Source organism: Micromonospora sp. NPDC000442, from assembly GCF_042898635.1.
In the GTDB taxonomy this organism is placed as follows: domain Bacteria; phylum Actinomycetota; class Actinomycetes; order Mycobacteriales; family Micromonosporaceae; genus Micromonospora.
The window spans coordinates 89,940-115,359 of sequence record NZ_JBIAYZ010000005.1; the positions used below are offsets into that span (position 1 = coordinate 89,940).

The 25,420-nt window shown below is 70.6% G+C and carries 25 protein-coding genes and 1 tRNA gene; 20 read left to right on the plus strand and 6 right to left on the minus strand.

The window, feature by feature from the left end; translation table 11 throughout:
* Positions 1 to 3: 3 nt before the first annotated feature.
* The 6 genes from rsmA (at position 4) to ACFY2A_RS09605 (ending at position 5,276) form a co-directional block, all read left to right on the plus strand.
* Positions 4 to 876, plus strand: coding sequence for a 16S rRNA (adenine(1518)-N(6)/adenine(1519)-N(6))-dimethyltransferase RsmA (rsmA, locus tag ACFY2A_RS09580; protein WP_387170259.1), 873 nt, complete (start codon positions 4 to 6; stop codon positions 874 to 876).
* Between the two features lie 9 nt (positions 877 to 885).
* The gene (locus tag ACFY2A_RS09585; RefSeq protein WP_387170262.1) at positions 886 to 1,083 is read left to right on the plus strand and encodes a Uma2 family endonuclease; all 198 of its coding nucleotides are present in this window, start codon (positions 886 to 888) and stop codon (positions 1,081 to 1,083) included.
* Positions 1,080 to 2,027 (plus strand): 4-(cytidine 5'-diphospho)-2-C-methyl-D-erythritol kinase, encoded by a 948-nt coding sequence (locus tag ACFY2A_RS09590; protein WP_363923873.1) that lies wholly within the window; start codon positions 1,080 to 1,082, stop codon positions 2,025 to 2,027. The genes ACFY2A_RS09585 and ACFY2A_RS09590 overlap by 4 nt, the downstream gene beginning before the upstream one ends.
* A gap of 116 nt (positions 2,028 to 2,143) precedes the next feature.
* Positions 2,144 to 3,946 (plus strand): ABC-F family ATP-binding cassette domain-containing protein, encoded by a 1,803-nt coding sequence (locus ACFY2A_RS09595; RefSeq protein WP_387170264.1) that lies wholly within the window; start codon positions 2,144 to 2,146, stop codon positions 3,944 to 3,946.
* Positions 3,947 to 4,069: 123 nt separating this feature from the next.
* On the plus strand, positions 4,070 to 4,525 hold the full coding sequence (locus tag ACFY2A_RS09600) for a DUF4383 domain-containing protein (protein ID WP_387170266.1): 456 nt from the start codon (positions 4,070 to 4,072) through the stop codon (positions 4,523 to 4,525).
* A gap of 274 nt (positions 4,526 to 4,799) precedes the next feature.
* Entirely contained in the window at positions 4,800 to 5,276 is a 477-nt protein-coding gene (locus ACFY2A_RS09605; protein ID WP_363923869.1) for a DUF4383 domain-containing protein, read from the plus strand.
* 27 nt (positions 5,277 to 5,303) lie between these two features.
* Here ACFY2A_RS09605 and ACFY2A_RS09610 read toward each other — a convergent pair whose 3' ends face one another.
* Together ACFY2A_RS09610 and ACFY2A_RS09615 are read right to left on the minus strand one after the other, a co-directional pair.
* Positions 5,304 to 5,990, minus strand: coding sequence for a TetR family transcriptional regulator (locus tag ACFY2A_RS09610; RefSeq protein ID WP_387170268.1), 687 nt, complete (start codon positions 5,988 to 5,990; stop codon positions 5,304 to 5,306).
* A 106-nt stretch (positions 5,991 to 6,096) separates the two neighbouring features.
* Positions 6,097 to 7,056, minus strand: a complete 960-nt coding sequence (locus ACFY2A_RS09615) for an acyl-CoA desaturase (protein WP_363923867.1) — start codon at positions 7,054 to 7,056, stop codon at positions 6,097 to 6,099.
* Between the two features lie 132 nt (positions 7,057 to 7,188).
* On the opposite strand from ACFY2A_RS09615, the gene ACFY2A_RS09620 reads away from it, so the two are divergent.
* The 9 genes from ACFY2A_RS09620 (at position 7,189) to cysN (ending at position 15,728) form a co-directional block, all read left to right on the plus strand.
* Complete coding sequence (locus ACFY2A_RS09620; protein ID WP_387170270.1) at positions 7,189 to 8,040, plus strand: helix-turn-helix domain-containing protein; 852 nt, start codon at positions 7,189 to 7,191, stop codon at positions 8,038 to 8,040.
* Between the two features lie 45 nt (positions 8,041 to 8,085).
* Positions 8,086 to 8,156 (plus strand) — tRNA-Gln (locus ACFY2A_RS09625).
* A 73-nt stretch (positions 8,157 to 8,229) separates the two neighbouring features.
* Positions 8,230 to 9,765: a bifunctional UDP-N-acetylglucosamine diphosphorylase/glucosamine-1-phosphate N-acetyltransferase GlmU gene (gene glmU / locus ACFY2A_RS09630; protein ID WP_387170272.1), complete on the plus strand. Its 1,536-nt coding sequence runs from the start codon at positions 8,230 to 8,232 to the stop codon at positions 9,763 to 9,765.
* Between the two features lie 62 nt (positions 9,766 to 9,827).
* Positions 9,828 to 10,808, plus strand: coding sequence for a ribose-phosphate diphosphokinase (locus tag ACFY2A_RS09635; RefSeq protein ID WP_164446188.1), 981 nt, complete (start codon positions 9,828 to 9,830; stop codon positions 10,806 to 10,808).
* A 251-nt stretch (positions 10,809 to 11,059) separates the two neighbouring features.
* Positions 11,060 to 11,749, plus strand: coding sequence for a 50S ribosomal protein L25/general stress protein Ctc (locus ACFY2A_RS09640; protein ID WP_387170275.1), 690 nt, complete (start codon positions 11,060 to 11,062; stop codon positions 11,747 to 11,749).
* 115 nt (positions 11,750 to 11,864) lie between these two features.
* A complete protein-coding gene (pth, locus tag ACFY2A_RS09645; RefSeq protein ID WP_363923863.1) occupies positions 11,865 to 12,455 on the plus strand; it encodes an aminoacyl-tRNA hydrolase in 591 nt (196 codons plus the stop codon).
* Positions 12,456 to 12,616: 161 nt separating this feature from the next.
* Positions 12,617 to 13,444: an inositol monophosphatase family protein gene (locus ACFY2A_RS09650; protein ID WP_363923862.1), complete on the plus strand. Its 828-nt coding sequence runs from the start codon at positions 12,617 to 12,619 to the stop codon at positions 13,442 to 13,444.
* Between the two features lie 74 nt (positions 13,445 to 13,518).
* Positions 13,519 to 14,427, plus strand: a complete 909-nt coding sequence (cysD, locus tag ACFY2A_RS09655; RefSeq protein ID WP_387170278.1) for a sulfate adenylyltransferase subunit CysD — start codon at positions 13,519 to 13,521, stop codon at positions 14,425 to 14,427.
* Entirely contained in the window at positions 14,427 to 15,728 is a 1,302-nt protein-coding gene (gene cysN, locus ACFY2A_RS09660; protein WP_363923860.1) for a sulfate adenylyltransferase subunit CysN, read from the plus strand. Before cysD ends, cysN begins: the two co-directional genes overlap by 1 nt.
* Before the next feature lie 100 nt (positions 15,729 to 15,828).
* Here the strand turns inward: cysN and galK are convergent, their stop codons facing one another.
* Both galK and galE read right to left on the minus strand, forming a co-directional pair.
* On the minus strand, positions 15,829 to 16,998 hold the full coding sequence (gene galK, locus ACFY2A_RS09665; protein WP_387170280.1) for a galactokinase: 1,170 nt from the start codon (positions 16,996 to 16,998) through the stop codon (positions 15,829 to 15,831).
* Positions 16,995 to 17,978, minus strand: a complete 984-nt coding sequence (galE, locus tag ACFY2A_RS09670; RefSeq protein WP_387170282.1) for a UDP-glucose 4-epimerase GalE — start codon at positions 17,976 to 17,978, stop codon at positions 16,995 to 16,997. Before galE ends, galK begins: the two co-directional genes overlap by 4 nt.
* A gap of 78 nt (positions 17,979 to 18,056) precedes the next feature.
* Between galE and ACFY2A_RS09675 the strand changes: the two genes are divergently transcribed.
* From ACFY2A_RS09675 to ACFY2A_RS09695, 5 genes are all read left to right on the plus strand, one after another.
* Positions 18,057 to 19,055, plus strand: coding sequence for a hemolysin family protein (locus ACFY2A_RS09675; RefSeq protein WP_387170284.1), 999 nt, complete (start codon positions 18,057 to 18,059; stop codon positions 19,053 to 19,055).
* A gap of 32 nt (positions 19,056 to 19,087) precedes the next feature.
* Entirely contained in the window at positions 19,088 to 20,113 is a 1,026-nt protein-coding gene (gene trpS / locus ACFY2A_RS09680) for a tryptophan--tRNA ligase (protein WP_387170286.1), read from the plus strand.
* Positions 20,114 to 20,149: 36 nt separating this feature from the next.
* A complete protein-coding gene (locus ACFY2A_RS09685; RefSeq protein ID WP_387170288.1) occupies positions 20,150 to 20,719 on the plus strand; it encodes a 2'-5' RNA ligase family protein in 570 nt (189 codons plus the stop codon).
* A gap of 62 nt (positions 20,720 to 20,781) precedes the next feature.
* Positions 20,782 to 21,705: a YihY/virulence factor BrkB family protein gene (locus ACFY2A_RS09690; RefSeq protein WP_387170289.1), complete on the plus strand. Its 924-nt coding sequence runs from the start codon at positions 20,782 to 20,784 to the stop codon at positions 21,703 to 21,705.
* A 73-nt stretch (positions 21,706 to 21,778) separates the two neighbouring features.
* Entirely contained in the window at positions 21,779 to 22,216 is a 438-nt protein-coding gene (locus ACFY2A_RS09695) for a hypothetical protein (protein WP_363923852.1), read from the plus strand.
* Positions 22,217 to 22,380: 164 nt separating this feature from the next.
* Here the strand turns inward: ACFY2A_RS09695 and ACFY2A_RS09700 are convergent, their stop codons facing one another.
* Together ACFY2A_RS09700 and ACFY2A_RS09705 are read right to left on the minus strand one after the other, a co-directional pair.
* The gene (locus ACFY2A_RS09700) at positions 22,381 to 24,012 is read right to left on the minus strand and encodes a glycoside hydrolase family 13 protein (RefSeq protein WP_387170291.1); all 1,632 of its coding nucleotides are present in this window, start codon (positions 24,010 to 24,012) and stop codon (positions 22,381 to 22,383) included.
* 168 nt (positions 24,013 to 24,180) lie between these two features.
* Positions 24,181 to 25,269, minus strand: a complete 1,089-nt coding sequence (locus ACFY2A_RS09705; protein ID WP_357581464.1) for a LacI family DNA-binding transcriptional regulator — start codon at positions 25,267 to 25,269, stop codon at positions 24,181 to 24,183.
* Positions 25,270 to 25,420: the final 151 nt, after the last annotated feature.

Genomic DNA, 25,420 nt, shown 5'->3' on the forward strand with positions numbered 1-25,420 from the left:
GTTATGGCCGCAGACCTGCTCGGCCCGGCGGAGATCCGGGACCTCGCCGCCCGGCTCGGCGTCGCACCCACCAAGAAGCTCGGCCAGAACTTCGTGCACGACCCCAACACCGTCCGCCGGATCGTCGCCACCGCCGGGCTCGCCCCCGACGACGTGGCGTTGGAGGTCGGCCCCGGGCTGGGTTCACTTACCCTCGCCCTGCTGCCCGCCGCCACCCACGTGCATGCCGTCGAGATCGACGCCACGCTGGCCGGTGCGCTCGCCGGCACCGCCGCCCGGCACGCCGGCCCGGCCGCCGAACGGCTCAGCGTGCACCACGCGGACGCCCTGCGGGTCACCGCCGCCGACCTGGCCGACCCGGCGCCCACCGCGCTGGTGGCGAACCTGCCCTACAACGTCGCCGTACCCGTGGTGCTGCACCTGCTCGCCGAACTGCCCAGCCTCCGGCACGGCCTGGTGATGGTGCAGAAGGAGGTCGCCGACCGGCTCGTCGCCGGTCCCGGCTCCAAGGTGTACGGCATACCGTCGGTCAAGCTCGCCTGGTACGCCCACGCCCGTGCCGCCGGGAAGGTACCGCCGAACGTGTTCTGGCCGGTGCCCAACGTCGACTCCGGTCTGGTCGCCTTCACCCGCCGCGAGCCGCCCCGCGCCGACGTTCCCCGGGAGCAGGTCTTCTCGGTGGTGGACGCCGCCTTCGCGCAGCGACGCAAGACCCTGCGCGCCGCCCTGGCCGGCTGGGCCGGCGGCGCCGACCGGGCCGCCGCCGCGCTCATCGCGGCCGGCGTCGACCCCGGCGCACGCGGCGAGTCACTCACCGTCGAGCAGTTCGCCGCCGTGGCCGCGTCGGCCCCGAGCCGTACCCCGGCAGCCCAGTAGGCTGAGCCCGTGCCCGCCGAGGAGAAGCCCGCCGACTACGCCGACGCCGGGATTCCGCATTACTGGCGGATCGAGCAGAATCCCGTGCACGTGTATGCGTACGACCTTGTCGACGGCCGCTACGAGCTGGTCGCCGACTCCGCCGAGGAGTTGATCGTGACCAAGCCGTTCGACGTGCGGTTGCCCATCCGGGACATCATCCCGTGACCGAGGCCTGGCGACCGGAGGACGACGAGCCGCGCGGGGCGACCGGTCCGGTCCGGGTACGGGTGCCCGCCAAGGTCAACCTGCACCTGGGGGTCGGTCCGCTGCGCCGGGACGGCTACCACGAGCTGAACACCGTCTACCACGCGATCTCGATCTACGACGAGCTGACCGCCCGACGCGGCGACACGCTGACGCTCACCATGGAGGGCGAGGGCACCGGGGAACTCGCCCTCGACGACTCCAACCTGATCATCCGGGCGGCGCACGCCCTCGCCGGATACGCCGGCGTGATGCCGCATGCCCGGCTGCACCTGCGCAAGCAGATCCCGCTGGCCGGTGGGCTCGCCGGCGGTAGCGCCGACGCCGCGGCCGCCCTGGTCGCCTGCGACGCCCTGTGGGGCACCGGCCTGTCCCGTGACGAGTTGGCGAGCATCGCCGCCGACCTCGGCTCGGACGTGCCCTTCCTGATCCACGGCGGTACCGCGCTGGGCACCGGCCGGGGTGAGGCGGTCAGCCCGGTGCTGGCCCGACCCACCTCCTGGCACTGGGTGGTCGCCATCGCCGACGGCGGCCTGTCCACCCCACAGGCGTACCGGGAACTCGACCGGCTCCGCGAGACAGGTGCCGCCGGTCCGCCGCTGGGCAGCACCGACGGCCTGCTCGCCGCACTGCGGCAGCGCGACCCCCGGGTACTCGCACCGACCCTCGGCAACGACCTCCAGGACGCCGCCCTGGCCATGCGACCGTCACTGGCGAACACCCTGAAGGCCGGCGAGGCGGCCGGGGCGTTGGCCGGCATCGTCTCCGGCTCGGGACCCACCTGCGTGTTCCTCACCGCCGACGCCGCCGACGCCGAACGCGTCGCCGCCGAACTGGAGGCCGCCGGGGTGTGCCGACAGGCCCGCGTCGCCCACGGCCCGGTACACGGCGCCCGCGTCAGCTGACGCCGACGGACCGCCCTCGGGCGCCGGAGGGTGGGGATGCTCCGCGTACCCTGGAACGACAGGCGTCCCCAGGTGCCAGCCGGCACCGGGACGCCTTGATCATGAAAGGTGGGTACGTGGCCAACATCGTCAACCTGGACCGGGTGTCCAAGGGCTACGGCGCGGCCGGGCCACTGCTCACCGATGTCTCGCTCGGCCTGGAGGACGCCGATCGGATCGGCGTCGTCGGGCTCAATGGCGCCGGCAAGTCCACCCTGCTACGGATGCTGACCCGCACCGAGCAGCCCGACGACGGCCGAGTCACCCACCGCCGCGACCTGCGCGTCGCCTGGCTGCCACAGAATCTCACCCTCAGCCCCGAGGCCACCGTCCGGGACGTCGTCCTCGGCACCGAGTGGCTCGCCGAGAGCATGGGCGCGGAGCACGAATGGGCCGGCGACGCCGGCGTACGCGCCATCCTCGACGGGCTCGGCATGCCGCACCTGGGCCTCGACGCCCCGGTCGGGCCGATGTCCGGTGGCGAGCGCCGGAGGGTGGCACTGGCCGCGCTGCTGGTCCGCGAAGCCGACCTGCTCATCCTCGACGAGCCCACCAACCACCTCGACGTCAGTGGCGTCGACTGGCTGGCCCGGCACCTGCTCAGCCGCAAGGGTGCCCTGGTCGTGGTCACCCACGACCGCTGGTTCCTCGACGCCGTCTGCACCACCACCTGGGAAGTCGCCGACCAGACCGTCCACGCCTACGAGGGTGGCTACGCCGCCTGGATCCTCGCCCGCGCCGAGCGGGAACGAATCGCCGCCGCCACCGAGGCCCGCCGGCAGAACCTGCTCCGCAAGGAAATCGCCTGGCTGCGCCGTGGCCCCCCGGCCCGCACCTCGAAGCCGAAGTTCCGCATCGACGCCGCCAACGCCCTCATCGCCGACGTGCCGCCGCCGCGCGACGCCATGTCGCTGCAACGGCTCGCCACCGCCCGGCTCGGCAAGCAGGTGTACGACCTGGAGCACGTCCGGCTGCACGCCGGTCCCAAGACCATCCTCGACGACGCCACCTGGCAGGTCGGCCCCGGCGACCGGGTCGCCATCCTCGGCGCCAACGGCGCGGGCAAGACCACCCTGCTACGGATGCTGGCCGGCGTCACCCGCCCCGACAGCGGGCGGCTGGTCACCGGCAGCACCGTACGGCCCGCCTTCCTCTCCCAGGAACTCGCCGAACTGCCCAGCGACCTGCGTGTCCTCGAAGCCGTCGAGGAGGTCGCCCGGCGGGTCCGCCTCGGCGATCGGGAGATCTCCGCCGCCCAGCTCGCCGAGGTGTTCGGCTTCGACGACCGGCGCCTCTGGACCCCGGTCGGCGACCTCTCCGGCGGCGAGCGGCGTCGGCTCCAGATGCTGCGACTGCTGGCCGGCGAACCGAACGTGCTGCTGCTCGACGAACCCACAAACGACCTCGACACCGACACCCTCGCCGCGTTGGAGGACCTGCTCGACTCCTGGCCCGGCACGATCGTGGTGGCCAGCCACGACCGCTACCTCATCGAGCGGGTGACCGACTCGGCGTACGGCATGTTCGGCGACGGCCGGCTGGTGCACCTGCCCGGCGGTGTCGACGAATACCTCGCCCGGGTCAACGACCGGCCAGGGCTCGGCCGTACCCCGGCACCCGCGGCACCGACCAGCGTCCCGGCCTCCGGCGGGATGAGCGCCGCCGAGGCCCGGCAAGCCCGCAAGGAACTGTCCCGGCTCGAACGGCAGGTCGGCAAGCTGGAACAGAAGGAAGCCGTGCTGCTGGACCAGCTCGCCGCGAACGCCACCGACTACACCAGGGTGGCCGAGCTGGACGCCCAGCTCACCCAGGTACGCGGCGAGCGGGAGGAGGCCGAGCAGGCCTGGCTCACCCTGGCCGACGAGATCCCCGCGAGCTGACCCGCCCACCCCCGACCGGCACGCCACCCGGCGTGGCGTGCCGGGACCCCGTGTGCGGCGTCACACAACCGGATGCGGGAGAATCGCCGTCGACCCTCAACCAACGGCGTTGGAGACACAGACATGGCCCACACCCCCGTCAACCACCCCGCGCGGCCGATCTACCGGGCGATCGGCGGGCTGATCGGTCTGTACCTGGTGGCCTTCGGTGTGATCGGCCTCCTGACCAGCACCGGCGAGCCCTTCTTCGGCCAGGGCGACACCCAGGCCCTGGGGCAGGGCACCAACCTCGGCTTCTCCCTGTTCAACATCGTGGTCGGCGCGATCGTGCTGGCCGGCACCGCCATCGGGCGCAACCTCGACGTGCTGATCAACCAGTGGTCGGCGTACCTGATCATGGTGGTCAGCCTGGCGGGCCTCGCCTTCATCCGGACCGAGGCCAACATCTTCAACCTGAGCGTCGCCACGGTGATCGTCCAGATGGTGCTCAGCCTGGTGCTGCTGATGGCCGGCATGTACGGCAAGGTCGGCAGCGACGACGAGCACGAGGCGTGGCAGAAGGCTCGGCTCGTGCTCTGAGGTTTTGCTTTCTGGCTGGTTCCGGTTGGGGTTTTCGCCGGAGCCCGACCCGCTCCGGGCGGTCAGGCTTGATCCCTGCGCGGGTCGGGCTCCGGCGAAAACCTGTCGGGGTTGCGCATCCCTGCGGAGCGCCCGACCGGAGGGCGGGGATCTTGAGGTGCCTGTTGCGCCTCGGGCAGCCTCGCGGTTGGTTGCTGCTGTTGGCGTTCGGGGGACGCGGGCTGCGCGAGTGGGGGACAATGTCGTTGTTGTCCCGCTTCGCATGGAGGAGCCGATGCCGCATTTTCCGGTCAACCATCCGGCGCGGCCGTTCTACCGGGCGCTGTCCGGTCTGGTCGGGCTCTACATCCTGATCTTCGGCGTCTGGGGGACCGCGCTCACCTGGGGCGATCCGCTGTTCGGCCGGAACGGCGACTGGGCTCTCGGCCTCCGCACCAACCTGGCCTTCTCGCTGGCCTCCGTCGCCTTCGGCATCGTGCTCATCATCGGGGCGTCCCAGCGAACCAACCTGGGCCACTACATGAACCTCACCGCCGGAGCCGTCTTCCTGGTCACCAGCATCCTGATGATGTCGGTGCTCCAGACCGACGCCAACTTCCTGAACTTCTCCATGTCGACGGTGGTCGTCTCGATGCTCTTCGGGCTGATCCTGCTCGGCACCGGCCTCTACGACAAGGTCGGCCCGCATGAGGACGCCGAGGCCGAGCGGAGTCGCCGGAACCACCCGGTCGCCGAGATCCACCGCCGCTGAGCGTGTTCGAGGAGGATCGCCGGCGGGTCAGCGACCGCCTGCTGTGATCAGACCCGGCTTGGACTCCAGATGCGACAACCCGTTCCAGGAGAGATTGACCAGGTGCGCGGCCACCGTCTCCTTGCGCGGCTTCCGCACCTCCAACCACCACCGGCCGGTCAACGCGACCATGCCCACCAGCGCCTGCGCGTACAACTCCGCCAGCTTCGGGTCGTAGCCGCGACTGGAGAACTCCGCGCCGAGAATGTGCTCCACCTGGTGCGCCACGTCGTTCATCACGCTGCTGAAGTTGCCGGTCGCCGAGAGCACCGGCGACTCCCGTACCAGCACCCGGAACCCGCTGGTCTCCTCCTCGATGTAACCGAGCAGGGCCAGCGCGGCCTGCTCCAGCAACTCCCGCGGATGACCTGCCGTCAGCGCCGTGGTGATCCGGTCCAGCAGGGCCCGGACCTCCCGGTCCACCACCACCGCGTAGAGCCCTTCCTTGCCGCCGAAGTGTTCGTAGACCACCGGCTTGGAAACCTTCGCACGCGACGCCACCTCCTCGATGGAGGTGGCGTCGAAGCCGCGCTCGGCGAAGATCTGCCGACCAATCGAGATCAACTGCTCGCGACGCTGAGCGGCGGACATGCGTACCCGGGACGTCGGCTTGACTGCGGCGGCGGGCACCGCCCGCCGCCGTTTGCCGCCCGCCACCTGGGGAGTCTCGGCCATCTCGTCACCTCGCTGGCGCTCGGTGACGCCCTGTCGTGGGATGCTGCCTGTTTTCCGCCCGGTCACCCGAACATACTGCCAGGTAACTTGCGGGTTGGCCGCCCGGTTACCGCTGGGCCGCCGGCTTGGCCAGCTTCGCCGCGATCCGTTCCGGCTTCGGCCAGCGCACGTCCCACGCCGCGCCGACCTTCTCGAACAGCCAGATCACCCGGGCCGAGATATCGATCTGCCCCCGCAGGACACCGTGCCGGGCGCTAGTCGGATCGGCATGGTGCAGGTTGTGCCAACTCTCCCCGAAGGACACCAGCGCCAGGGGCCAGAAGTTCGCCGCCCGGTCGCCGTGGCGCATCATGAACGGCCGCTCTCCGTACACGTGGCACACCGAGTTGATCGACCAGGTGACGTGGTGCAGCAACGAGATGCGGACCAGGCCGGCCCAGAACAGCGCGGTCAACGCCCCCTGCCAGGACCACGTCAACAGCCAGCCCATCGCCGCCGGCCCGAGCACCGAGACGATCACCAGCACCGGAAAGAACCGGTCCATCCGCCGGATGTCCCGGTCGGCCACCAGATCCGGCGCGAAGCGCTCCCGGTTGGACAACTCCCGGCCGAACAGCCAGCCCATGTGCGCGTGGAACAGGCCCTTGATCAGACCCCGCACGGTGGTGCCGAACCGCCACGGCGAGTGCGGGTCCCCCTCCAGGTCGGAGAAGGCGTGGTGCCGCCGGTGGTCGGCGACCCACTGGATGATCTCGCCCTGCACGGCGAGTGAGCCCGAGGCGGCCATCGCGATGCGCAGCCACCGCTTCGCCTTGAACGAGCCGTGGGTGAAGTAGCGGTGGTAGCCGACCGTGATGCCCAGGCCCGACACCACGTACCAGAAGGCCGCGATGCCCACGTCGACCCAGCTGAGCCAGCCACCCCAGGCCACCGGCACGGCGGCGATCAGCGCCGCGAACGGGATCACCACGAAGGACCACAGCGCGATCAGAATGCCGCGTGACTGGGTGCCCTGGGTGAGGGGCTTGGGGCTGGTCGGTTGCGGGTCGAGAACGGCGGCGGACATGGCACCTCGCAGGGGTCGATCGGTCTGCAATCTACGCCTACGTCACCGTAACTTAAGGGCCCGGAAGATCGCATCAGACAGCGGTGCGAATGGATGCCTGACGTGTCGCACGCTCGTCCTAACCTGCACCACATGGCTGGTATCGACGCCACCGAAGTGCGCCGACTGCGTACCGAGGAGCAGCTCTCGGTCCGGGAGATCCGGGCCCGCACGGGCCTCGGCCGCAACCGGATCTACGAGATGCTGCGGGGCGTCCCCGCGCCGGACCGGGTCCGACGCCCCAGGGCAAAGGACGACCTGCGTGCGGAGGCGGTGGCGCTGCGCTCGACGGGCCATCCGGTACCGGAGATCGCGCGACGGCTCGGGGTGAGCCGGTCGACGGCGTACCTCTGGGTCCGACACATCCCGCTCGAGCGCGACCCCGAAGAGGAACGCCAGCGCCGGCGTGCCCACTCCAAGTTGATGACTGATGCGCAGTGGGATGAGCATCGTCAGGCCCGCGATGCCGCACGGGCCGCGACGGTGGACGCCGCCGCTGCCTGGGTCAAGAGCCTGCGCTATCGCGACCTCGTGCTGGTCGGGGCTGCCCTCTACTGGGCTGAGGGCAGCAAAGCCAAGCCCTGGCGGCCACACGACTGCCGGGTCCGCTTCGTGAACAGCGACCCGGCGTTGATCGCCCTGTTCATTGAGTTCGTGGAGGCGTTGGGTGAACGGCGTGAGGCGCTGCGCTATCGGGTCGCGATCCACGAGTCGGCCGATGCTGCCCAGGCAGTCGGCTGGTGGGCTGAGCAGATCGGCGTGTCGGCCGAGGCGTTCCAGCCTTCGACGATAAAGCGGCATCGCCCGACAACCGTGCGCCGTAACACGGGCGAAGCCTATCGGGGCTGTCTGAGTGTCGAGGTGCCTCGGTCCCGTCGGTTGTATTGGAAGATCGAAGGGATCATGAAGGGTATGGCCGATGGTGTCAGGACAGCGGGACGCTAAGGTGTAGGAGTCCAGTTAGCGACAACTTTTGTCCGTTTTAGCCCATCCCGGGTCGTCTAATGGCAGGACGTCAGGTTTTGGTCCTGATTATAGGGGTTCGAATCCTCTCCCGGGAGCTCTACCTGATCTGCGGCTGATGTCTGGTTAGCATGGCCGCGAGACTGTCCGCGTTCCGACGGGAGCCACGTCGTGCCCGAGCCCCACACCCGTACCGTCGTCGTACTCGCCGCCGGTGAGGGCAAGCGGATGAAGTCCTCGTTGCCCAAGGTCCTGCACCCGCTGCTCGGCCGGACGCTGGTGGGCCACGTCCTCAACGCGGCCGAGCCGCTGGCTGCCGCGCGGACCCTGGTGGTGGTGGGGCACGGCGCCGATCAGGTCCGCACCCACCTCGCCGGGATCGCCCCCGAGGCCACCGCGGTTCACCAGGCGGAACAGCTCGGCACCGGGCACGCGGTGCGGATCGCGCTGGAGGCCGCCCCGGAGGTCACCGGCACGGTGGTGGTGCTCAACGGCGATGTGCCCTTGCTGCGACCCGAGACGGTCGGCGAGCTGGTGACGGCCCACGAGAGCGAGGGCGCCGCGGCGACCGTGCTCGCGGCGGAGGTGCCGGACCCGACCGGGCTCGGACGCATCGTGCGGGACGCTGCGGGCCGGCTGGAACAGATCGTCGAGCAGCGTGACGCGACACCCGCGCAGCTGGCGGTTCGGGAGATCAACGCCGGGATCTACGCGTTCGACGCGGCCCGGCTGCGGGACGTGCTCGGCAAGCTGTCGACCGACAACGACCAGGGCGAGGAGTACCTCACCGACGTCTTCAAGATGTTGGTCTCCGCCGGCGAGCCGGTGGGGGTGCACCTGGCGGCCGACCACACCGAGACGCTCGGTTGCAACGACCGGGTGGAGCTGGCGGCGTTGCGCCGGCTGTTGCGTGACCGGGTCAACGAGCGGTGGATGCGGGCCGGCGTCAGTCTGCTCGACCCCGAGACCACCTGGATCGACGTGACGGTGGCCCTGGACCGCGACGCGGTGGTGGATCAGAACACCCAGCTACGTGGCGGTTCGGTGGTCGGCAGCGGCGCGGTGGTCGGGCCGGACGTGACGTTGATCGACACGGTGGTGGGGCCCGGCGCCACGGTGCTGCGCAGCCACGCGGTCGGTGCCGAGGTGGGTCCGGGTGCCAGCGTCGGGCCGTACGCGTACCTGCGGCCGGACGCGCGGCTGGCTGAGCGGTCGAAGGTCGGCACGTTCGTCGAGGTGAAGAACTCCGAGCTGGGTGCCGGTGCCAAGGTGCCGCACCTGTCGTACGTGGGCGACGCGACGATCGGAGCGAGGGCGAACATCGGCGCGGCGACGATCTTCGTGAACTACGACGGGGTGAACAAGCACCGCACCGTGGTCGGCGAGGCGGCGTTCGTGGGCTGCGACACGAGCCTCATCGCACCTGTCGAGGTGGGTGCCGGGGCGTACGTGGCGGCGGGGAGCGCGATCAGCGAGGACGTGCCGCCGGGGGCCCTGGGGCTGACCCGGGCACCGCAGCGCAGCGTGGAGGGCTGGGTGGCGCGCAAGCGTGCCGGTACGGCTTCCGCGGAGGCGGCCGAGCGTGCCCTTCGGGGTACGCAGGGTGCTCCGGCTGCGACGTCGTCCGCAAGCGAAGGTGAGGCAATCCACGGCACCGCCGAGTCGGTGGGCGGTACGCCCGGGCCGGGAGATACTGCAACCGAATAGTCCCCGGCCGACCACCACCGCAGGCCGGGTACCGCCGACCGAATACGGGAGCAGACGGGCCCATGGGCAGCATCGTCGCCGAAAACCGCAAGAGCCTGATGCTCTTCTCCGGACGTGGTTTTCCGGAGTTGGCCAAGGAGATCGGTGAGGTGCTCGGCGTCGCGCCGACGCCGGCCGACGCGTACGAGTTCGCCAACGGCGAGATCTTCGTACGGTTCAAGGACTCGGTACGTGGTTCGGACGCCTTCGTGGTGCAGTCGGTCACGCACGGGGTGAACACCTGGGTCATGGAGACCCTGATCATGGTCGACGCGCTGAAGCGTGGTTCGGCCAAGCGGATCACGGTCGTCCTGCCGTTCTATCCGTACTCCCGGCAGGACAAGAAGCACCGTGGCCGGGAGCCGATCTCGGCGCGGCTGGTCGCCGACCTGCTGAAGACCGCCGGGGCGAACCGGATCCTCACCGTGGACCTGCACACCGCGCAGATCCAGGGTTTCTTCGACGGCCCGGTCGACCACCTCTTCGCGATGGACATCCTGGCCGAGTACGTGGAGCGCAAGTACGCGGGCCGGCCGATGACCGTGGTCGCGCCGGACTCGGGCCGGGTGCGGGTGGCCGAGCGGTGGACGGACCGGCTGGGTGGTTGCCCGCTGGCCTTCATTCACAAGACCCGGGATCCGATGAAGCCGAACCAGGTGGTGGCGAACCGGGTGGTCGGTGAGGTCGAGGGTCGGGTCTGCCTGATCGTCGACGACATGATCGACACGGGCGGCACGATCTGCCGGGCGGCGGACATTTTGAAGGAGTCGGGGGCGGCGGACGTGATCGTGGCGTCCACCCACGCGCTGCTGTCCGATCCCGCGACGGAGCGGTTGAAGAACAGCCCGATCAGCGAGGTCGTGGTGACCAACACGCTCCCGTTGCCGCCGGAGAAGCAGCTCGACAAGCTCACCGTGCTGTCGATCGCGCCGCTGCTGGCGCGGGCGATCCGCGAGGTCTTCGACGACGGTTCGGTGACCACTCTCTTCGGCGGGCTGAGCTGAGCGCGGTTCGTCGCTGAGACGTCGGGCCGGTGCCGGGCGGGTACGGGGACTGCCGGAAACCCGGGAAACCGCTCGGGTAGACTGGTGCGGTTGCCACGGCGAGGGTGCCCTGCGGGCCGCTGAGAAGCGCCGCACGGAGGCACCGTGATCGACGCGGTGCTCCGGGCAGTCTTCTGACGCATGAGCCCCTGCGAGCCCCCCGCCCAGCACCGCCAGACAAGCTGCCGCAGCGAAGCATCAGGAGTTTCCCCGTGTCCGAGGTAAAGATCAGCGCCGAGCCCCGCACCGAGTTCGGCAAGGGTGGTGCCCGCCGTACCCGCCGGGCCGGCAAGGTGCCCGCCGTGCTGTACGGCCATGGCGAGAAGCCCAAGCACATCGCGCTGCCGGCCCGTGAGTTCGCGGCGGCCATCCGTAACGGTGGCGCCAACCAGCTCCTCGCGCTCGACATCAGCGACGGCACCCAGGCCCTGGCGCTGCCCAAGGCGATCCAGCGGGACCCGATCAAGGACACCTTTGAGCACGTCGACCTGTTGCTGGTGCGTCGCGGTGAGAAGGTCACCGTGGACGTGCCGGTTCAGCTCACGGGTGAGGCCGCGCGTGACACGCTGATCGTGCACGACCACGACACCCTCTCGGTGACCGCCGACGCGACAAAGGTGCCGGATCACCTGGAGGCTTCGATCGAGGGCGCCGAGGCGGGTTCCCAGATCACCGCCGCTGACGTGTCGTTGCCGGCGGGTGTGGAGCTGGCCGTCGACCCGGAGATGCTGATCGCTTCGATCACCGCCGCGCCGACCGCCGAGCAGTTGGAGTCGACGCTGCCCGAGGTCGAGGAAGCCACCGAGGAGGCCGAGGCCGAGGTCGGCGAGGTCACCGAGGGTGCCGCCGAGACGCCGGCCGCCGAGGGCGAGGCGGGCACCGAGGGTCGCGCCGAGGCCTGACAGTTTCTCAGTTTGCGGCAGGCGTCCCCGGTTCTTCGGGGGCGCCTGTCGGCGTATAAGGAAGATCGGCGACGCGGGTGGTGGTTGACCGCGGTGCGAGCGGGAGGGACGGGCGGTGACGGACGAGACCGGGCCGTGGCTGGTGATCGGCCTGGGTAACCCGGGCCGGGAGTACGCGGGCAACCGACACAACGTCGGGTTCATGGTCGCCGACCTGCTGGCCGGTCGGCTGGGTGGGAAGTTCGGCCGGCATCGGCGAGCGGTGGCGGAGGTCGCGGAGGGGCGACTGGAGTTGGGCGGGCCGAAGCTGGTGCTGGCCAAGCCGCTGACCTACATGAATCTGTCCGGTGGTCCGGTGGCCAGCCTGGCGCAGTTCTTCAAGGTGCCGCCGGGTCGTGTGATCGCGGTGCACGACGAGCTGGACATCGGTTACGGCCAGGTGCGGGTCAAGTGCGGCGGCGGTGAGGGCGGGCACAACGGCCTGCGGTCGATGTCGAAGTCGCTGGGCACGAAGGATTACGTGCGGGTGCGGTTCGGGATCGGTCGACCGCCGGGGCGGCAGGATCCGGCGGACTATGTGCTGTCGGATTTCGGCACGGCGGAGCGCAAGGAGTTGGACTTTCTGGTGGACCGGGCCGCGGACGTGGTGGAATCCGTGGTCAGCCGGGGTGTGGAGCCGACCCAGAACCTCTACCACGGGGTTTGACGCGGGTGCCGGGACCTCCGCCTCGGCTCCCGAAGGACCGCGACACACGCGCCAGGGGCGGACTGCGGCGGTCGGGTTCGCCGGTGGCCCGGTAGTGTGCGGGTTCGGCGGGGCGGGCCGGCCGCTCGGCGTACGCGGATCGTGGCGACGGGAGCGGAAGCATGAGCGGTCCACCGATGATCGACGGGGCGTTCGCGCGGTGGCTGGCGGATCGTGCCGGGCAGGCGCTGCTGGGCCTGCGGGCGGAGATGGGGTTCGCCGATGCCGGTGCGTTGAAGTCGGCGGGGGACAAGGTCTCCCACGACCTGATCCGTACCGAGTTGGCGAAGTGGCGCCCGGGTGACGCGGTGCTCTCCGAGGAGGACGAGGGTTCCCGGCTGGCGTGGGCGGCCGAGGTGAACGCCGGTGCCGTGTCGCGGTTGACCGCCGACCGGGTCTGGATCATCGACCCGCTGGACGGTACGCGGGAGTTCAGCGAGGAGGGGCGCGCGGACTGGGCGGTGCATGTGGCGCTCTGGGCCCGTAACGCGACCACCTCGCATGGTCTGGTCGCCGGTGCGGTCGGGCTGCCGGCGCAGCATCGGGTCCTGGGTACGGACCTGCCGCCGGCCTATCCACCGATGACGCCGGAGGCGGCGACGGCGGGCGGTGCGGTGCGGTTGGCCGCGAGTCGCAGTCGGCCGCCGGTGTTCCTGACCGATCTCGCTGAGGAGGTCGGGGCGCAGTTGGTGCCGATGGGCTCGGCCGGGGCGAAGATCGCCGCTGTGGTGACCGGTGAGGTGGACGCGTACATCCATGCCGGCGGGCAGTACGAGTGGGATTCGGCGGCGCCGGTCGCTGTGGCGACGGCCACCGGACTGCACGCTTCCCGGATCGATGGTTCTGCGCTGAAATACAACGAGGCGGATCCGCGCCTGCCGGACCTGCTGGTGTGCCGTAAGGATCTCGCCAGCCGGTTACTTGCGGCGTTGCAGCGGCATTGCGGGTAGCCTGTCGCTACTTCCTGACATCCCCGACCGGAAAGGTCTGGAAAGCGGATGACCGAGCGAATCGAGCCGGTGTCATGACCAGTGCTGCGTACCAGGTCACCCATCTCGACGCGCTGGAGGCGGAGAGCATCTTCGTGATGCGCGAGGTGGTCGCCGAGTTGGAGCGGCCGGTGCTGCTCTTCTCCGGTGGCAAGGACTCGATCGTCATGCTCCGGCTGGCGCAGAAGGCGTTCGCCCCGGGTCACATTCCGTTCCCGGTGATGCATGTCGATACGGGTCACAACTTCCCGGAGGTGCTTGACTACCGCGACCGGCGGGTGGCCGAGCTGGGCCTGCAACTGGTGGTGGCCAGTGTGCCGGAGGCTCTGGCCAGCGGCCTGGTCCGGGAGCCCGCGGACGGGACGCGTAACCGGATCCAGACGCCGGTGCTGCTGGAGGCGGTGGAGAAGCACCGTTTCAACGCCCTCTTCGGCGGGGCCCGGCGGGACGAGGAGAAGGCCCGGGCGAAGGAACGGATGTTCAGCTTCCGTGACGAGTTCGGCCAGTGGGATCCGAAGAACCAGCGGCCGGAGCTGTGGGCGCTCTACAACGGTCGGCATCATTCGGGCGAGTCGATCCGGGTGTTCCCGCTGTCCAACTGGACCGAGTTGGACGTGTGGCACTACATCGCCCGCGAGCGGATCGAGTTGCCGTCGATCTACTACGCGCACGAGCGTGAGGTGGTCGAGCGCGACGGGATGCTTTACGCGGTGAACGAGTTCCTGCCGGCGCGGGCCGGTGAGGAGCGGTTCAAGGCTCGGGTGCGGTACCGCACGGTGGGCGACGCCTCCTGCACGGCGGCGGTGTGCTCCGACGCGGACACGGTAGAGAAGGTCATCGAGGAGGTCGCCGCGACCCGGATCACCGAGCGTGGCGCGACCCGGGGTGACGACCGGGTCAGCGAGGCCGCGATGGAGGACCGCAAGCGGGAGGGCTACTTCTGATGAGCACCGAGACTCTGGACGCCGCTCCCGTGGCCGAGGGCCGGCCGATGGACCTGTTGCGTTTCGCCACGGCCGGGAGTGTGGACGACGGCAAGTCGACCCTGATCGGTCGGCTGCTCTACGACACGAAGTCGCTGTTCACCGACCAGTTGGCGGCGGTCGAGGCGGTCAGCGCGGCCCGGGGTGACGAGTACACCAACCTGGCGCTGCTCACCGACGGGCTGCGGGCGGAGCGGGAGCAGGGCATCACGATCGACGTGGCGTACCGCTACTTCGCCACGCCCCGACGCAAGTTCATCATCGCCGACACCCCCGGGCACATCCAGTACACCCGGAACATGGTCACCGGGGCCTCCACCGCCGACCTGGCGCTGATCCTGGTGGACGCCCGCAAGGGTCTGGTCGAGCAGTCCCGCCGGCATGCCTTCCTCTGCTCGCTGTTGCGGGTGCCGCACCTGGTGCTCTGCGTGAACAAGATGGATCTGGTCGACTTCTCGCAGGAGGTCTTCGAGCGGATCGCCGACGAGTTCACCGCGTTCGCCGCGAAGCTGGACGCACCGGATCTGACGGTGGTGCCGATCTCCGCGTTGCGGGGTGACAACATCGTCACCCGTTCGGAGAACATGCCCTGGTACGAAGGCCCGGCGTTGCTGCACCACCTGGAGCGGGTGCACATCGCCAGCGACCGTAACCTGGTCGATGTCCGCTTCCCGGTGCAGTACGTGATCCGCCCTCAGTCGACCACGGTGACCGACTACCGGGGCTACGCCGGCCAGGTGGCCTCGGGGGTGCTCAAGCCGGGTGACGAGGTGATGGTGCTGCCTTCGGGCTTCACCAGCCGGATCGCCGCGGTGGAGACCGCCGACGGGCCGGTCGCGGAGGCGTTCCCGCCGATGTCGGTGACGGTACGCCTGGAGAACGAGATCGACATCTCGCGTGGTGACATGATCTGCCGGCCGAACAACGCGCCGGCGGTGGCCCAGGACATCGAGGCGATGGTCTGCTGGATGGACGAGACCCGTCCGTTGCAGGTCGGCGGCAAGTACTCGATCAAGCACACGACCCGCGCGGCGCGGGCCATCGTCCGGGGCCTGCACTACCGTCTCGACATCAATTCGCTGCACCGTGACGAGTCGGCGAACGAGTTGCGGCTCAACGAGATCGGCCGGGTCCGCCTGCGGACCACCGTCCCGCTGCTGGCCGACGAGTACCGCCGCAACCGCACCACCGGCGGGTTCATCATCATCGACGAGGCCACCAACCGCACGGTCGGCGCCGGCATGATCGTCGAAACCCCCTGACCCACTTACCCGGAGCCCCCGGGAACCCTGGTTGATCAAGAAGTTTTGGTCGGGATTGCGCGCGATCCCGACCAAAACTTCTTGATCAACGGGTCGAGGGTCAGTCCAGGCGGGTGGCGCCGGGGGCGGGGGTGGCGGGGGTGACGGTGGGGGTGGGGAAGGCGCGGTTGGCGTAGGCGGCGGTGACGGCGGTGCCGACGCGGTCGGACTGGTCCGCCTCGACCAGGGCCAGCACGCAGCCGCCGAAACCACCGCCGGTCATCCGGGCGCCGAGCGCCCCGGCGGCCAGCGCGGCCTCGACGGCGGTGTCCACCTCGGGGACGGTGATGGCGAAGTCGTCACGCATGGAGGCGTGCGAGGCGGTGAGCAGCGGCCCGATCTGCCGGACCTGCCCGTCGCGGAGCAGCGCGACGGTGTCGAGTACCCGCTGGTCCTCGGTGACCACGTGGCGGACCCGGCGGCGGGTCTCGTCGTCGGGAAGCCGGGCGAGCGCGTCGTCGAGGCCGGTCGGCGGCACGTCACGCAGGGCGGGCACGTCGAGCAGTGCGGCCGCCTTCTCGCAGCTGGCGCGGCGGGCCGCGTACTCGCCGTCGGCGTGTCGGTGCGGGGCTCGACTGTCGATCACCAGGACCGTGAGGCCGGCGCCGTCGAGGTCGAACGGGATGTGTTCGACCCGCTCGGTGCGGCAGTCGAGGAAGAGGGCGTGACCGGCGCGGCAGCGGATCACCGCCGACTGGTCCATGATGCCGGTGGGTGCGCCGACGTACTGGTTCTCGGCGCGCTGGGCCAGCCGGGGCTGCTGGTCGGCCGGCAGCTCCAGCCCGCCCAGGTCGACAAGTGCGGTGAGCACGGCGGCTTCCAGCGCGGCGGAGGAGGAGAGCCCGGCGCCGAGCGGCACGTCGGAGGCGACGGCCAGCCGGGCACCGGGTACGGGGTGCCCCGCCTCCCGCAGCGCCCACACCACCCCGGCCACGTACGCCGCCCAGCCGGTCACCCGGCCAGGGCGGGTCACCTCGTCGGTGCCGAAGCTGACCGTCTCGCCGGTCAGCTCGGAGCAGACCGTCCAGCTGCCGGTCGGCTGCGGCGTAGCCGCGACGACGGTACGCAGCGGGAGTGCGAACGGCAGCACGAACCCGTCGTTGTAGTCGGTGTGCTCACCGATCAGGTTGACCCGGCCGGGAGCCGCCCAGCGGCCGGCGGGCGCCTGGCCGTACGCGTGCTGAAAGCAGGTGGTGGCGCGGTCGGCCACCTCGTCGGGGTGGTTGGTCACGGGCGGTCCAGGACCTGCGCACGGTAGAAGGCCCAGGCGTCGGTGACCATGTCGTGCAGGGTGGGCTTGCGGGGTTCCCAGCCCAGTTCGGCGCGGGCCAGCGCGGAGGAGGCGACCAGTTCGGCCGGATCGCCTTCCCGGCGGGGCGCCACCTCGACCGGCACCGGGTGCCCGGTGACCTCGCGGACGACCTCGACCACCTGCCGGTTGGTGAAACCGTTGCCGTTGCCGAGGTTGTAGATGCGGTGTTGTCCGGCGGTGGCCGCGTCCAGGGCGAGCAGGTGAGCCCGGGCCAGGTCGGAGACGTGGATGTAGTCGCGGACGCAGGTGCCGTCGACGGTGGGGTAGTCGTCGCCGAAGAGTTGCAGCTTGTCCCGCCGGTCGGCGGCGACCTCCAGCGCGATCGGGATGAGGTGGGTCTCGGGCTCGTGCCGTTCGCCGAGGACGACGTCACCGTCGAGGTGGGCACCGGCGACGTTGAAGTAGCGCAACGAGACGGCGGCCAGGCCGTGCCCGATCGACTCGGAGGTGAGCGCCATGTCGACGGCGAGCTTCGTCGCCCCGTACGTGTTGGTGGGTGCCTTGACCGCGGTCTCCGGGATGGGCAGCTCGGTGGGATTGCCGTAGACGGCGGCGGTGGAGGAGAACACCAGCCGTGGTACGCCGGCGGCCCGCACCGCGTCGATCAGCGCCAGTGTGCCGACAGTGTTGTTGTGCCAGTACCGTTCGGGGGCGACCATCGACTCGCCGGCGGCGATCAGCGCGGCGAAGTGCAGTACCCCGTCGAAACCGGCCTGCGGGGTGAGCACCTTGGCGGCGTCGTGGATGCCGGCCTCGACGTGGATGGCGTCGGGGGCGAGGGCCGCCCGGTGGCCGGTGCGCAGGTCGTCCAGCACGACCACCTCGTGCCCGGCGTCGAGCAGCAACCGGGTCACCACGCTGCCGATGAAGCCGGCCCCGCCGGTGACGAGCAGTTTCACGTCGGTTCCTCCCGCCTGGCCGGCACGGTCGCGGCCTTGGTGGTCACCCTACGGCCTGGGCTGGCTACCATCACTCCTATGCGGGCCTCGCGTCGGCGCATATCCCGACGGCGTAGCCACGACCTGCACCGCCGTCAGCCGGGACCGGTGGCCCGAGCGGTCGCCCGGGTCGTGGTCCGGGCCGCCGACGGCGCCCTGCGGCTCGTCACCGACCTGCTCGGTGCCGGCCCGACCGCCGGCCGGGAACGGATCAGCGAGGCGGAACTGCGGGACCTGGTCGCCGCCAACACGATTCTGGATCCGGTGGAGCGGCGCATCATCGACGACGTGCTGGTGGCCGGTGCGAGCCTGGTGCGCGAGGTGATGATGCCCCGCACGGAGGTGGTGTTCCTCTCCGCGGCGCTGACGATCGCCGAGGCGGAGCCACTGGTGCGGGTCGGCCCGCACACCCGTTACCCGGTGGTCGACGGCACCCATGACGACGTGGTCGGCGTGGTGCACCTGCGTGACCTGCTGTTCGGCCCGGACCGGGAACCGGGCACCACGGTCGGTCAGCTGGCCCGCGAGGTCAAGCGGCTGCCGGCCAGCAAACGGGTGCTCGCCGCGTTGACCGAGATGCGACGGGAGGGGCATCACCTGGCGGTGGTGGTCGACGAGTACGGCGGCACCGCCGGCATCGTCACCTGCGAGGATCTCATCGAGGAACTGGTCGGTGAGATCCATGACGAGTACGCGGACGTTCCCGAGCCCGCGTACACCGGGCTTCCGGCGGTGGTGGACGGTCGGCTCAACCTCGCCGACTTCGCCGAACGCACCGGTGTGCCCCTGCCGCCGGGACCGTACGAGACGGTGGGCGGCTTCGTGATGGCCGCGCTGGGGCGGCTACCGGCGCCGGGTGACGAGATACCGGTCTCCGCCGAATCGGCGGGGGTGCCGGCCGGCGGCTGGCTGCTACGGGTGCTGACCCTGGAGGGTCGACGGGTGGCCCGGCTGGCGGTCACCGTCGCGCGCCTGCCCGAACAGCGGCGCGAGGTGGTCTCGGCCGCCGACCGGGCCCGACCCGCCGGCCCGTCATGACGTACGCCGGGCTAGCTGACAGAATTGCCGGCATGTCCGACGTTCCCGTCCGCCCCCGCGTCTTCTCCGGCATCCAGCCGACGGCCGATTCGTTCCATCTCGGCAACTACCTCGGGGCGGTGCGGCACTGGGTGGCGTTGCAGGAGTCGCACGACGCGTTCTACTGCGTGGTCGACCTGCACGCCATCACCGCCGGGCACGACCCGAAGGTGCTGCACCAGCGTTCGCGGGTGGCCGCCGCGCAGCTGCTCGCGGTCGGTCTGGACCCGGAACGCTGCACCCTGTTCGTGCAGTCCCAGGTGCCCGAGCACGCCCAGCTGGCGTGGGTACTCGGCTGCATCACCGGGTTCGGCGAAGCCAGCCGGATGACCCAGTTCAAGGACAAGTCGCAGAAGCAGGGCAACGAGCGGGCCAGCGTCGGCCTGTTCACCTACCCGATCCTGCAGGCCGCCGACATCCTGCTCTACCAGGCCAACGCCGTACCGGTCGGTGAGGACCAGCGCCAGCACCTGGAGCTTTCCCGTGACCTGGCGCAGCGGTTCAACTCGCTGTTCGGCCGGACCTTCACGGTCCCGGCGCCGCACATCGTGAAGGCCACCGCGAAGATCACCGACCTACAGGACCCGACCGCCAAGATGTCGAAGTCGTCCTCGTCGCCGGGCGGGATCGTCGATCTGCTCGAGGACCCGGCGCGTTCGGCGAAGAAGATCCGCTCGGCGGTCACCGACACCGGCCGGGAGATCGTCTTCGACGAGGTCACCAAGCCGGGGATCTCCAACCTGCTCACCATCTTCTCGGCGTTGAGCGGGCGGGGCATCGACGACCTGGTCGCGGCGTACGACGGTAAGGGCTACGGCGACCTGAAGAAGGACCTCGCCGAGGTGGTCCGGGAATTCGTCAGCCCCATTCAGGAGCGCACCCGTTCTTATCTCGACGATCCCGCCCAGTTGGACAAGCTCCTCGCCGCAGGCGCGGAGAAGGCCCGCGCGGTGGCGGCGCCGACGCTGCGTACCGCGTACGAGCGGGTGGGTTTCTTCCCACCGGCGCGCGGCGAGTGACCGCCCGAGCGAGGGCGGCGGTGCGGGCAGGGGTCGATGGTCGGAGGGGTGGCGTGCAGCGTGGATCAGGGGACCGGGGGGCCGGCGGTCGGTGACAGCGTCCAGATCGGCATCGCGGTTGACATCCCGGAGCCGTGGGGCAGCCTGCTGACCCGGCGTCGGGTGGAGGCCGGTGACCCGAACGCGGTGCCGGCCCACGTCACCCTGCTCGGGCCGACCGAGATCCCGGTGACCGCGTTGCCGGCCGTGGAGCGGCACCTCGCCCGGGTCGCCGCCGCTCACCTGCCATTCAGCCTGCATCTGCGCGGCACCGGCACCTTCCGGCCGGTGACCCAGGTGGTCTTCGTCGCGGTCGCCGCCGGCATCAGCGAGTGCGAACTGCTCGCCGCCGCGATCAATGCTGCCCCGCAGCTACGCCGGGAGCTTCGGTTTCCCTACCATCCGCATGTGACGGTCGCCCAGGACGTCGCGCCGGAGGCGCTGGACAAGGCGTACGAGGACCTGGCGGACTTCTCCGCGATGTTCGAGGTGGACCACTTCACGCTCTTCTCGCACAGCGGACAGGCGCGGTGGCAGCCACGCCGGGACTTCCGGCTGGGCGGCTGACCTTCCGGCCGGCACGTCGGGTACCTCTGACGCGGCGACGACGGATCGGTGAGGATGACGACGTGAACGTTCTGGGTCGGGTCGAGGCGGTCGTCGACCGCCGGCTGGCTGCCGCGCGCCGCCGCTCCCGGGTCTTCGGTCACCTGTGGCGTGCCGGGGCGCTCTACACCGACCTCCAGGGTGGCCGGCTGGCCGCCGCGATCGCCTACTACGGCTTCTTCGCGGTCTTCGCCCTGGCCCTGGTCGCGTACGCGATCTTCGGCGCGGTCCTGGAGGACAACGACGAGGTGAGCGAGGCGGCGGAGGAGTTCCTCGGCGAGAATCTGCCGTTCCTCGATCCGACCCAGGTCGCCGACAGCAGCGGCACCGCCGGGGTGGTCGGTCTGTTGATCCTGGTGTTGACCGGAATCGGGTGGGTGGAGGCGATCCGTTCCTCGCAGCGGCTGATCCACGGGCTCAATCAGCATCCGGGCAACCTGGTCGTGCGCCGTCTTGTCGATCTGGGTGTGCTGCTTGTCGTCTTCGTGCTCCTCGGCCTCTCGGTGGCGGCCGTGGACGCGTTGGAGACGCTGCTGCGCTTCCTGCTGCGCAGCACCGGCTCGTTCGCGCTCACCACGGTCAGTGCGCTGCTCAGCGTGTTGGTCAACGCGGTACTGGCCACGCTGCTGCTGGTCGCGGTCCCTCGGGTACGGATGAGCCGGTCCCGGCTGCGGCCGGTGGTGCTGATCGTCGCGGTCGGCATCACCCTGCTCAACACCGTCGGCCGGTTCTGGGTGGGCCGGGTCGAACACAACCCCGCGTACACGGTGGTGGCCACCGCCGTCGGGCTGCTGGTCTACCTCTACCTGCTCAACCAGCTGGTGCTCTTCGGCGCCGCGCTGGCGGCGACGAGCCAGCGCGGGCGGACGGTGGACCTGGCCGGTCGGCGCCCGCCGGTCGACCTCGACCTGGATACCGATCCCGGGACGCCGGGCGGCGCGGGTTGAGCCGCTGGTCCCGCCTGCCGCACGTTCCGCCGAACCCACCCCCACCTGCCCGGACACCGACGAAGATGGGGTCGTGGGGGCACTCGTGACGTTGGACCTGCCGGCCGGCTCGCCGATGCTGGAGCTGCCGTGGATCATCACCTTCGGTCCGCTCAGTGACGCCGACGAGTGGGAGCCGGTGGTGTGCGGCCCGTACGAGCGACCGCACGCGTTGGCATTGGCCGAGGCGGTGGTCGCCGAGGAACAGCTGATGGCGGTGGTGGAACCGCTGGTGCCGGCGGTGTCGGTGGAGCAGATCCGGGGGGAGATCGCCGCCGCGCAGTTCGCCGCGCAGGACGAGGTGGCGCGGGTGGACCAGGCCGACCTCTACGGCGACTACGAGGACACCATCGACGAGGAGGAGTTGGAGGCGGCCGAGCACGACCGGGCAGCCGGCCCGCTGCCGGCGCCGGACGTCGCCGAACTGCGTGCCGGGTTCGCCCGGATCGCGGCCCAGCTCACCAGCGGCTGATCCGGTCGATCGGCGGCCGTGGCCGGAACACAGGTGCCGGTGCCCCGAGGGGATCGCCCCAGGGGCACCGGCACCGTCGCACCCCCCACCACAAGGGGTCGTGCCCAGCCGCCCGGCGGCGCGCAGCACGCCGGACGGCCGAGTCGGTGACGGGGCTTACCCGCTCAGCACCGCTCGAACCACACCGCCGCGTCGACCGGCAGCAGGTGGCCGCCGTCGCGTTCGGTGAGCGTCGCGCTGGCGACGAGCGGCGTGCCGTACCCGTCGATCACCACGGGTGCGTCACTGATGTTGACCACGCAGGTGAGCACGGTGTCGCCGGCCTCGCGTTGGAAGGCGAGCACCCCGGGGCCGGTCTCCAGCCAGGTGATGTCGCCGAGGCCGGCCAGCGCCGGATGGGTGTGGCGGATCCGCAGTGCCGCGCGGTACAGCTCCAGAGTGGAAGCGGGCGTGCCGGTCTGCGCGGCCACCGAGAGGGCACGCCAGGTCGTCGGGGCCGGCAGCCAGCTCAGCTCACTGCCGGCCGGTCCGAAGCCGTACGGCGCCAGTTCGCCGCTCCACGGGATCGGCACCCGGCAGCCGTCCCGGCTCTCGCCGGTGCGCAGGAAGGCCGGGTCCTGACGCAGCTCGTCGGGCAGGTCGAGCACCTCGGGCAGGCCCAGTTCCTCACCCTGGTAGAGGTAGGCGCAGCCGGGCAGGGCGAGCATCAGCAGCGCGGCGGCCCGGGCCCGGCGCAGCCCGATCTCGCCGTCGCCGTAGCGGGTGACGTGCCGTTGCCGGTCGTGGTTGGACAGCACCCAGGTGGTCGGGGCGCCGACGATTGTGGATTCGGCAAGCGCCGTGTCGATCACCTTGCGGAACGAGTCGGCCGACCAGGTGGCGTCGAGGAAGTCGAAGCTGAAAGCCTGGTGCAGCTCGTCCGGGCCGATGTAGCGGGCCAGCCGCTGCGGTGTCTCGGCCCACGCCTCGGCGACGGCCATCCGGCCTCCGGGGTAGCTGTCCAGGATGGGCCGCCAGGCGCGGTAGATGTCGTGCACCTCGTCCTGGTCGAAGTAGGGCAGCCGGCCCTTGCCGAGCAACTCGGACTGGCGGCGGCCGGTGGTCATCGAGTTGAAACCGACGTCCGGCAGTCCGTCGGCCTTGATCATGCCGTGGGCCACGTCGATCCGGAATCCGTCGACGCCACGGTCCAGCCAGAAGCGGAGGATGTCCTCGAATTCGGTGCGTACCTCGGGGTGCCGCCAGTTCAGGTCGGGCTGGGCGGGGTCGAACAGGTGCAGGTACCACTGGCCGTCGGGGACCCGGGTCCAGGCCGGGCCGCCGAAGATGCTCTCCCAGTCGTTGGGAGGCTGCTCGCCGTTGTCGCCCTTGCCGTCGGCGAAGAGGTAGCGCGCCCGTTCGGGTGATCCGGGGGCGGCGGCCAGTGCCGCGGTGAACCAGGGGTGCTTGTCGGAGGTGTGGTTCGGCACGATGTCGACGATGATCCGCAGGCCGAGCGCGTGGGCGTCGGTGATCATCGCCTCGAAGTCGGCGAGGTTGCCGAACATCGGGTCCACGTCGCGGTAGTCGGCGACGTCGTAGCCACCGTCGACCATGGGCGAGGTGTAGAAGGGGGTCAGCCAGAGCGCGTCGACCCCTAGCGTGCGCAGGTAGGGCAGGCGTTCGCGGATGCCCTGGAGGTCACCGATGCCGTCGCCGTCGGAGTCGGCGAAGCTGCGGACGTAGACCTGGTAGACGACGGCGGAGCGCCACCAGTCGGCGTCGGAGGTCAGCGGCGAGGGGGTGCTGACGGTCATCGGGTGTTCCCCGTTCTGTGGCGCGGGACGGCGGCCACCCGGCGTTGGCGAGGTGGGGACGCACGGGTATCTGAGAAGAATGCCGCGCCAGCTCTGCAAGAGTCAAGCATTTCTTGCGCAAGAAGGGTCGGTGATGCTCCTCCTGCGGGCTACGTCACGCCGGACCGGTCATGCCGGAACCGCGAGTGCGGGTGGTGCCGGCCGTTGCCGGCCCGGGCCACCGCTCGGAGCGGACGCGGCGTCCTGCCGTGCCACCGCCGTGGACCCACGCACCACCAGCTCCGGCCGGAACAGGTACTCCGAGTGCGGGGCGCCGTGTCCGTTGATCTCGTCGACCAGTGCCCGTACCGCGGCCACCGCCATCGCGGCCACCGGTTGCCGCATGGTGGTCAGCGGCGGATCGGTGAAGGCCATCAGCGGCGAGTCGTCGTAGCCGACCACCGAGAGGTCCTCCGGTACGGACATGCCCCGCTGCCGGGCGGCCCGGATGGCACCGAGTGCCATCAGGTCGGAGCCGCAGACGATGCCGGTGGCGCCGCGCTCGATCAACCGACCGGCCGCCGCCTCGCCACCCTCGACGCCGAACAGCGACAGCTCGGTCAGCTCGGCCAACTCGTCCTCGTCGACACCGGCGAGGCGCTCCATCGCCGCCTTGTAGCCGCTGACCTTGCGCTGTACCGGTACGAAGCGGTCGGGGCCGGTGATCAGGCCGATCCGCCGGTGGCCCAGGGCCACCAGGTGGGCCACGGCCAGCTCGGCGGCCTCCCGGTCATCACAGGAGACGAAGGGCGCCGGGATACCCGGCGCGTACCCGTTGATCATCACGATCGGCAGCGGGCGGGCGAGCAGGGTCCGGTACCGGTCGTGGTCGGCGGCGGTGTCGGCGTGCAGGCCGGAAACGAAGACGATCCCGGAGACCTGCCGGTCCAGCAGCATCTCGACGTACTCGTCCTCGCGTACGCCGCCGGGGGTCTGGGTGCACAGCACCGGGGTGTAGCCGGTGGGGGCCAGGGCCGACTCGATGATCTGGGCGAACGCCGGGAAGATCGGATTGTCCAGCTCCGGGACCACCAGGCCGACCAGTCCGGCGCTGCGCTTGCGCAGCCGGGCGGGGCGCTCGTACCCGAGCACGTCGAGGGCGGTCAGGACGGCCTGCCGAGTCTCGGGTGCCACGCCGGGGCGGTCGTTGAGCACCCGCGACACCGTGGCCTCGCTGACGTCGGCCTGCTGGGCGATGTCGGACAGGCGAGCGCGCATGGCGGCACTGTAGCTCACTGCCAAGTTCTTGCGCATTAGCCGGCAAGAACTTGCAGGATCGAGCAGCGGGCGTCGGGAGCGTGCCCACGGTCCCTGCCCGGGCCGGCCACTACCGGGACGAAGAGTGTGCCTTCGGTGTGCGCTGGGTGAC

Excerpts from the sequence above, each read along its gene's own strand:
- rsmA (WP_387170259.1), top strand. The coding sequence starts at position 4 with ATGGCCGCAGACCTGCTCGGCCCGGCGGAGATCCGGGACCTCGCCGCC.
- ACFY2A_RS09600 (WP_387170266.1), top strand. The coding sequence starts at position 4,070 with ATGGCCCACACCCCCGTCAACCACCCCGCGCGGCCGATCTACCGGGCG.
- ACFY2A_RS09605 (WP_363923869.1), top strand. The coding sequence starts at position 4,800 with ATGCCGCATTTTCCGGTCAACCATCCGGCGCGGCCGTTCTACCGGGCG.
- ACFY2A_RS09610 (WP_387170268.1), bottom strand. The coding sequence starts at position 5,990 with ATGGCCGAGACTCCCCAGGTGGCGGGCGGCAAACGGCGGCGGGCGGTG.
- ACFY2A_RS09615 (WP_363923867.1), bottom strand. The coding sequence starts at position 7,056 with ATGTCCGCCGCCGTTCTCGACCCGCAACCGACCAGCCCCAAGCCCCTC.
- ACFY2A_RS09620 (WP_387170270.1), top strand. The coding sequence starts at position 7,189 with ATGGCTGGTATCGACGCCACCGAAGTGCGCCGACTGCGTACCGAGGAG.
- ACFY2A_RS09635 (WP_164446188.1), top strand. The coding sequence starts at position 9,828 with ATGGGCAGCATCGTCGCCGAAAACCGCAAGAGCCTGATGCTCTTCTCC.
- ACFY2A_RS09650 (WP_363923862.1), top strand. The coding sequence starts at position 12,617 with ATGAGCGGTCCACCGATGATCGACGGGGCGTTCGCGCGGTGGCTGGCG.
- cysD (WP_387170278.1), top strand. The coding sequence starts at position 13,519 with ATGACCAGTGCTGCGTACCAGGTCACCCATCTCGACGCGCTGGAGGCG.
- cysN (WP_363923860.1), top strand. The coding sequence starts at position 14,427 with ATGAGCACCGAGACTCTGGACGCCGCTCCCGTGGCCGAGGGCCGGCCG.
- ACFY2A_RS09675 (WP_387170284.1), top strand. The coding sequence starts at position 18,057 with ATGCGGGCCTCGCGTCGGCGCATATCCCGACGGCGTAGCCACGACCTG.
- trpS (WP_387170286.1), top strand. The coding sequence starts at position 19,088 with ATGTCCGACGTTCCCGTCCGCCCCCGCGTCTTCTCCGGCATCCAGCCG.
- ACFY2A_RS09685 (WP_387170288.1), top strand. The coding sequence starts at position 20,150 with ATGGTCGGAGGGGTGGCGTGCAGCGTGGATCAGGGGACCGGGGGGCCG.
- ACFY2A_RS09700 (WP_387170291.1), bottom strand. The coding sequence starts at position 24,012 with ATGACCGTCAGCACCCCCTCGCCGCTGACCTCCGACGCCGACTGGTGG.
- ACFY2A_RS09705 (WP_357581464.1), bottom strand. The coding sequence starts at position 25,269 with ATGCGCGCTCGCCTGTCCGACATCGCCCAGCAGGCCGACGTCAGCGAG.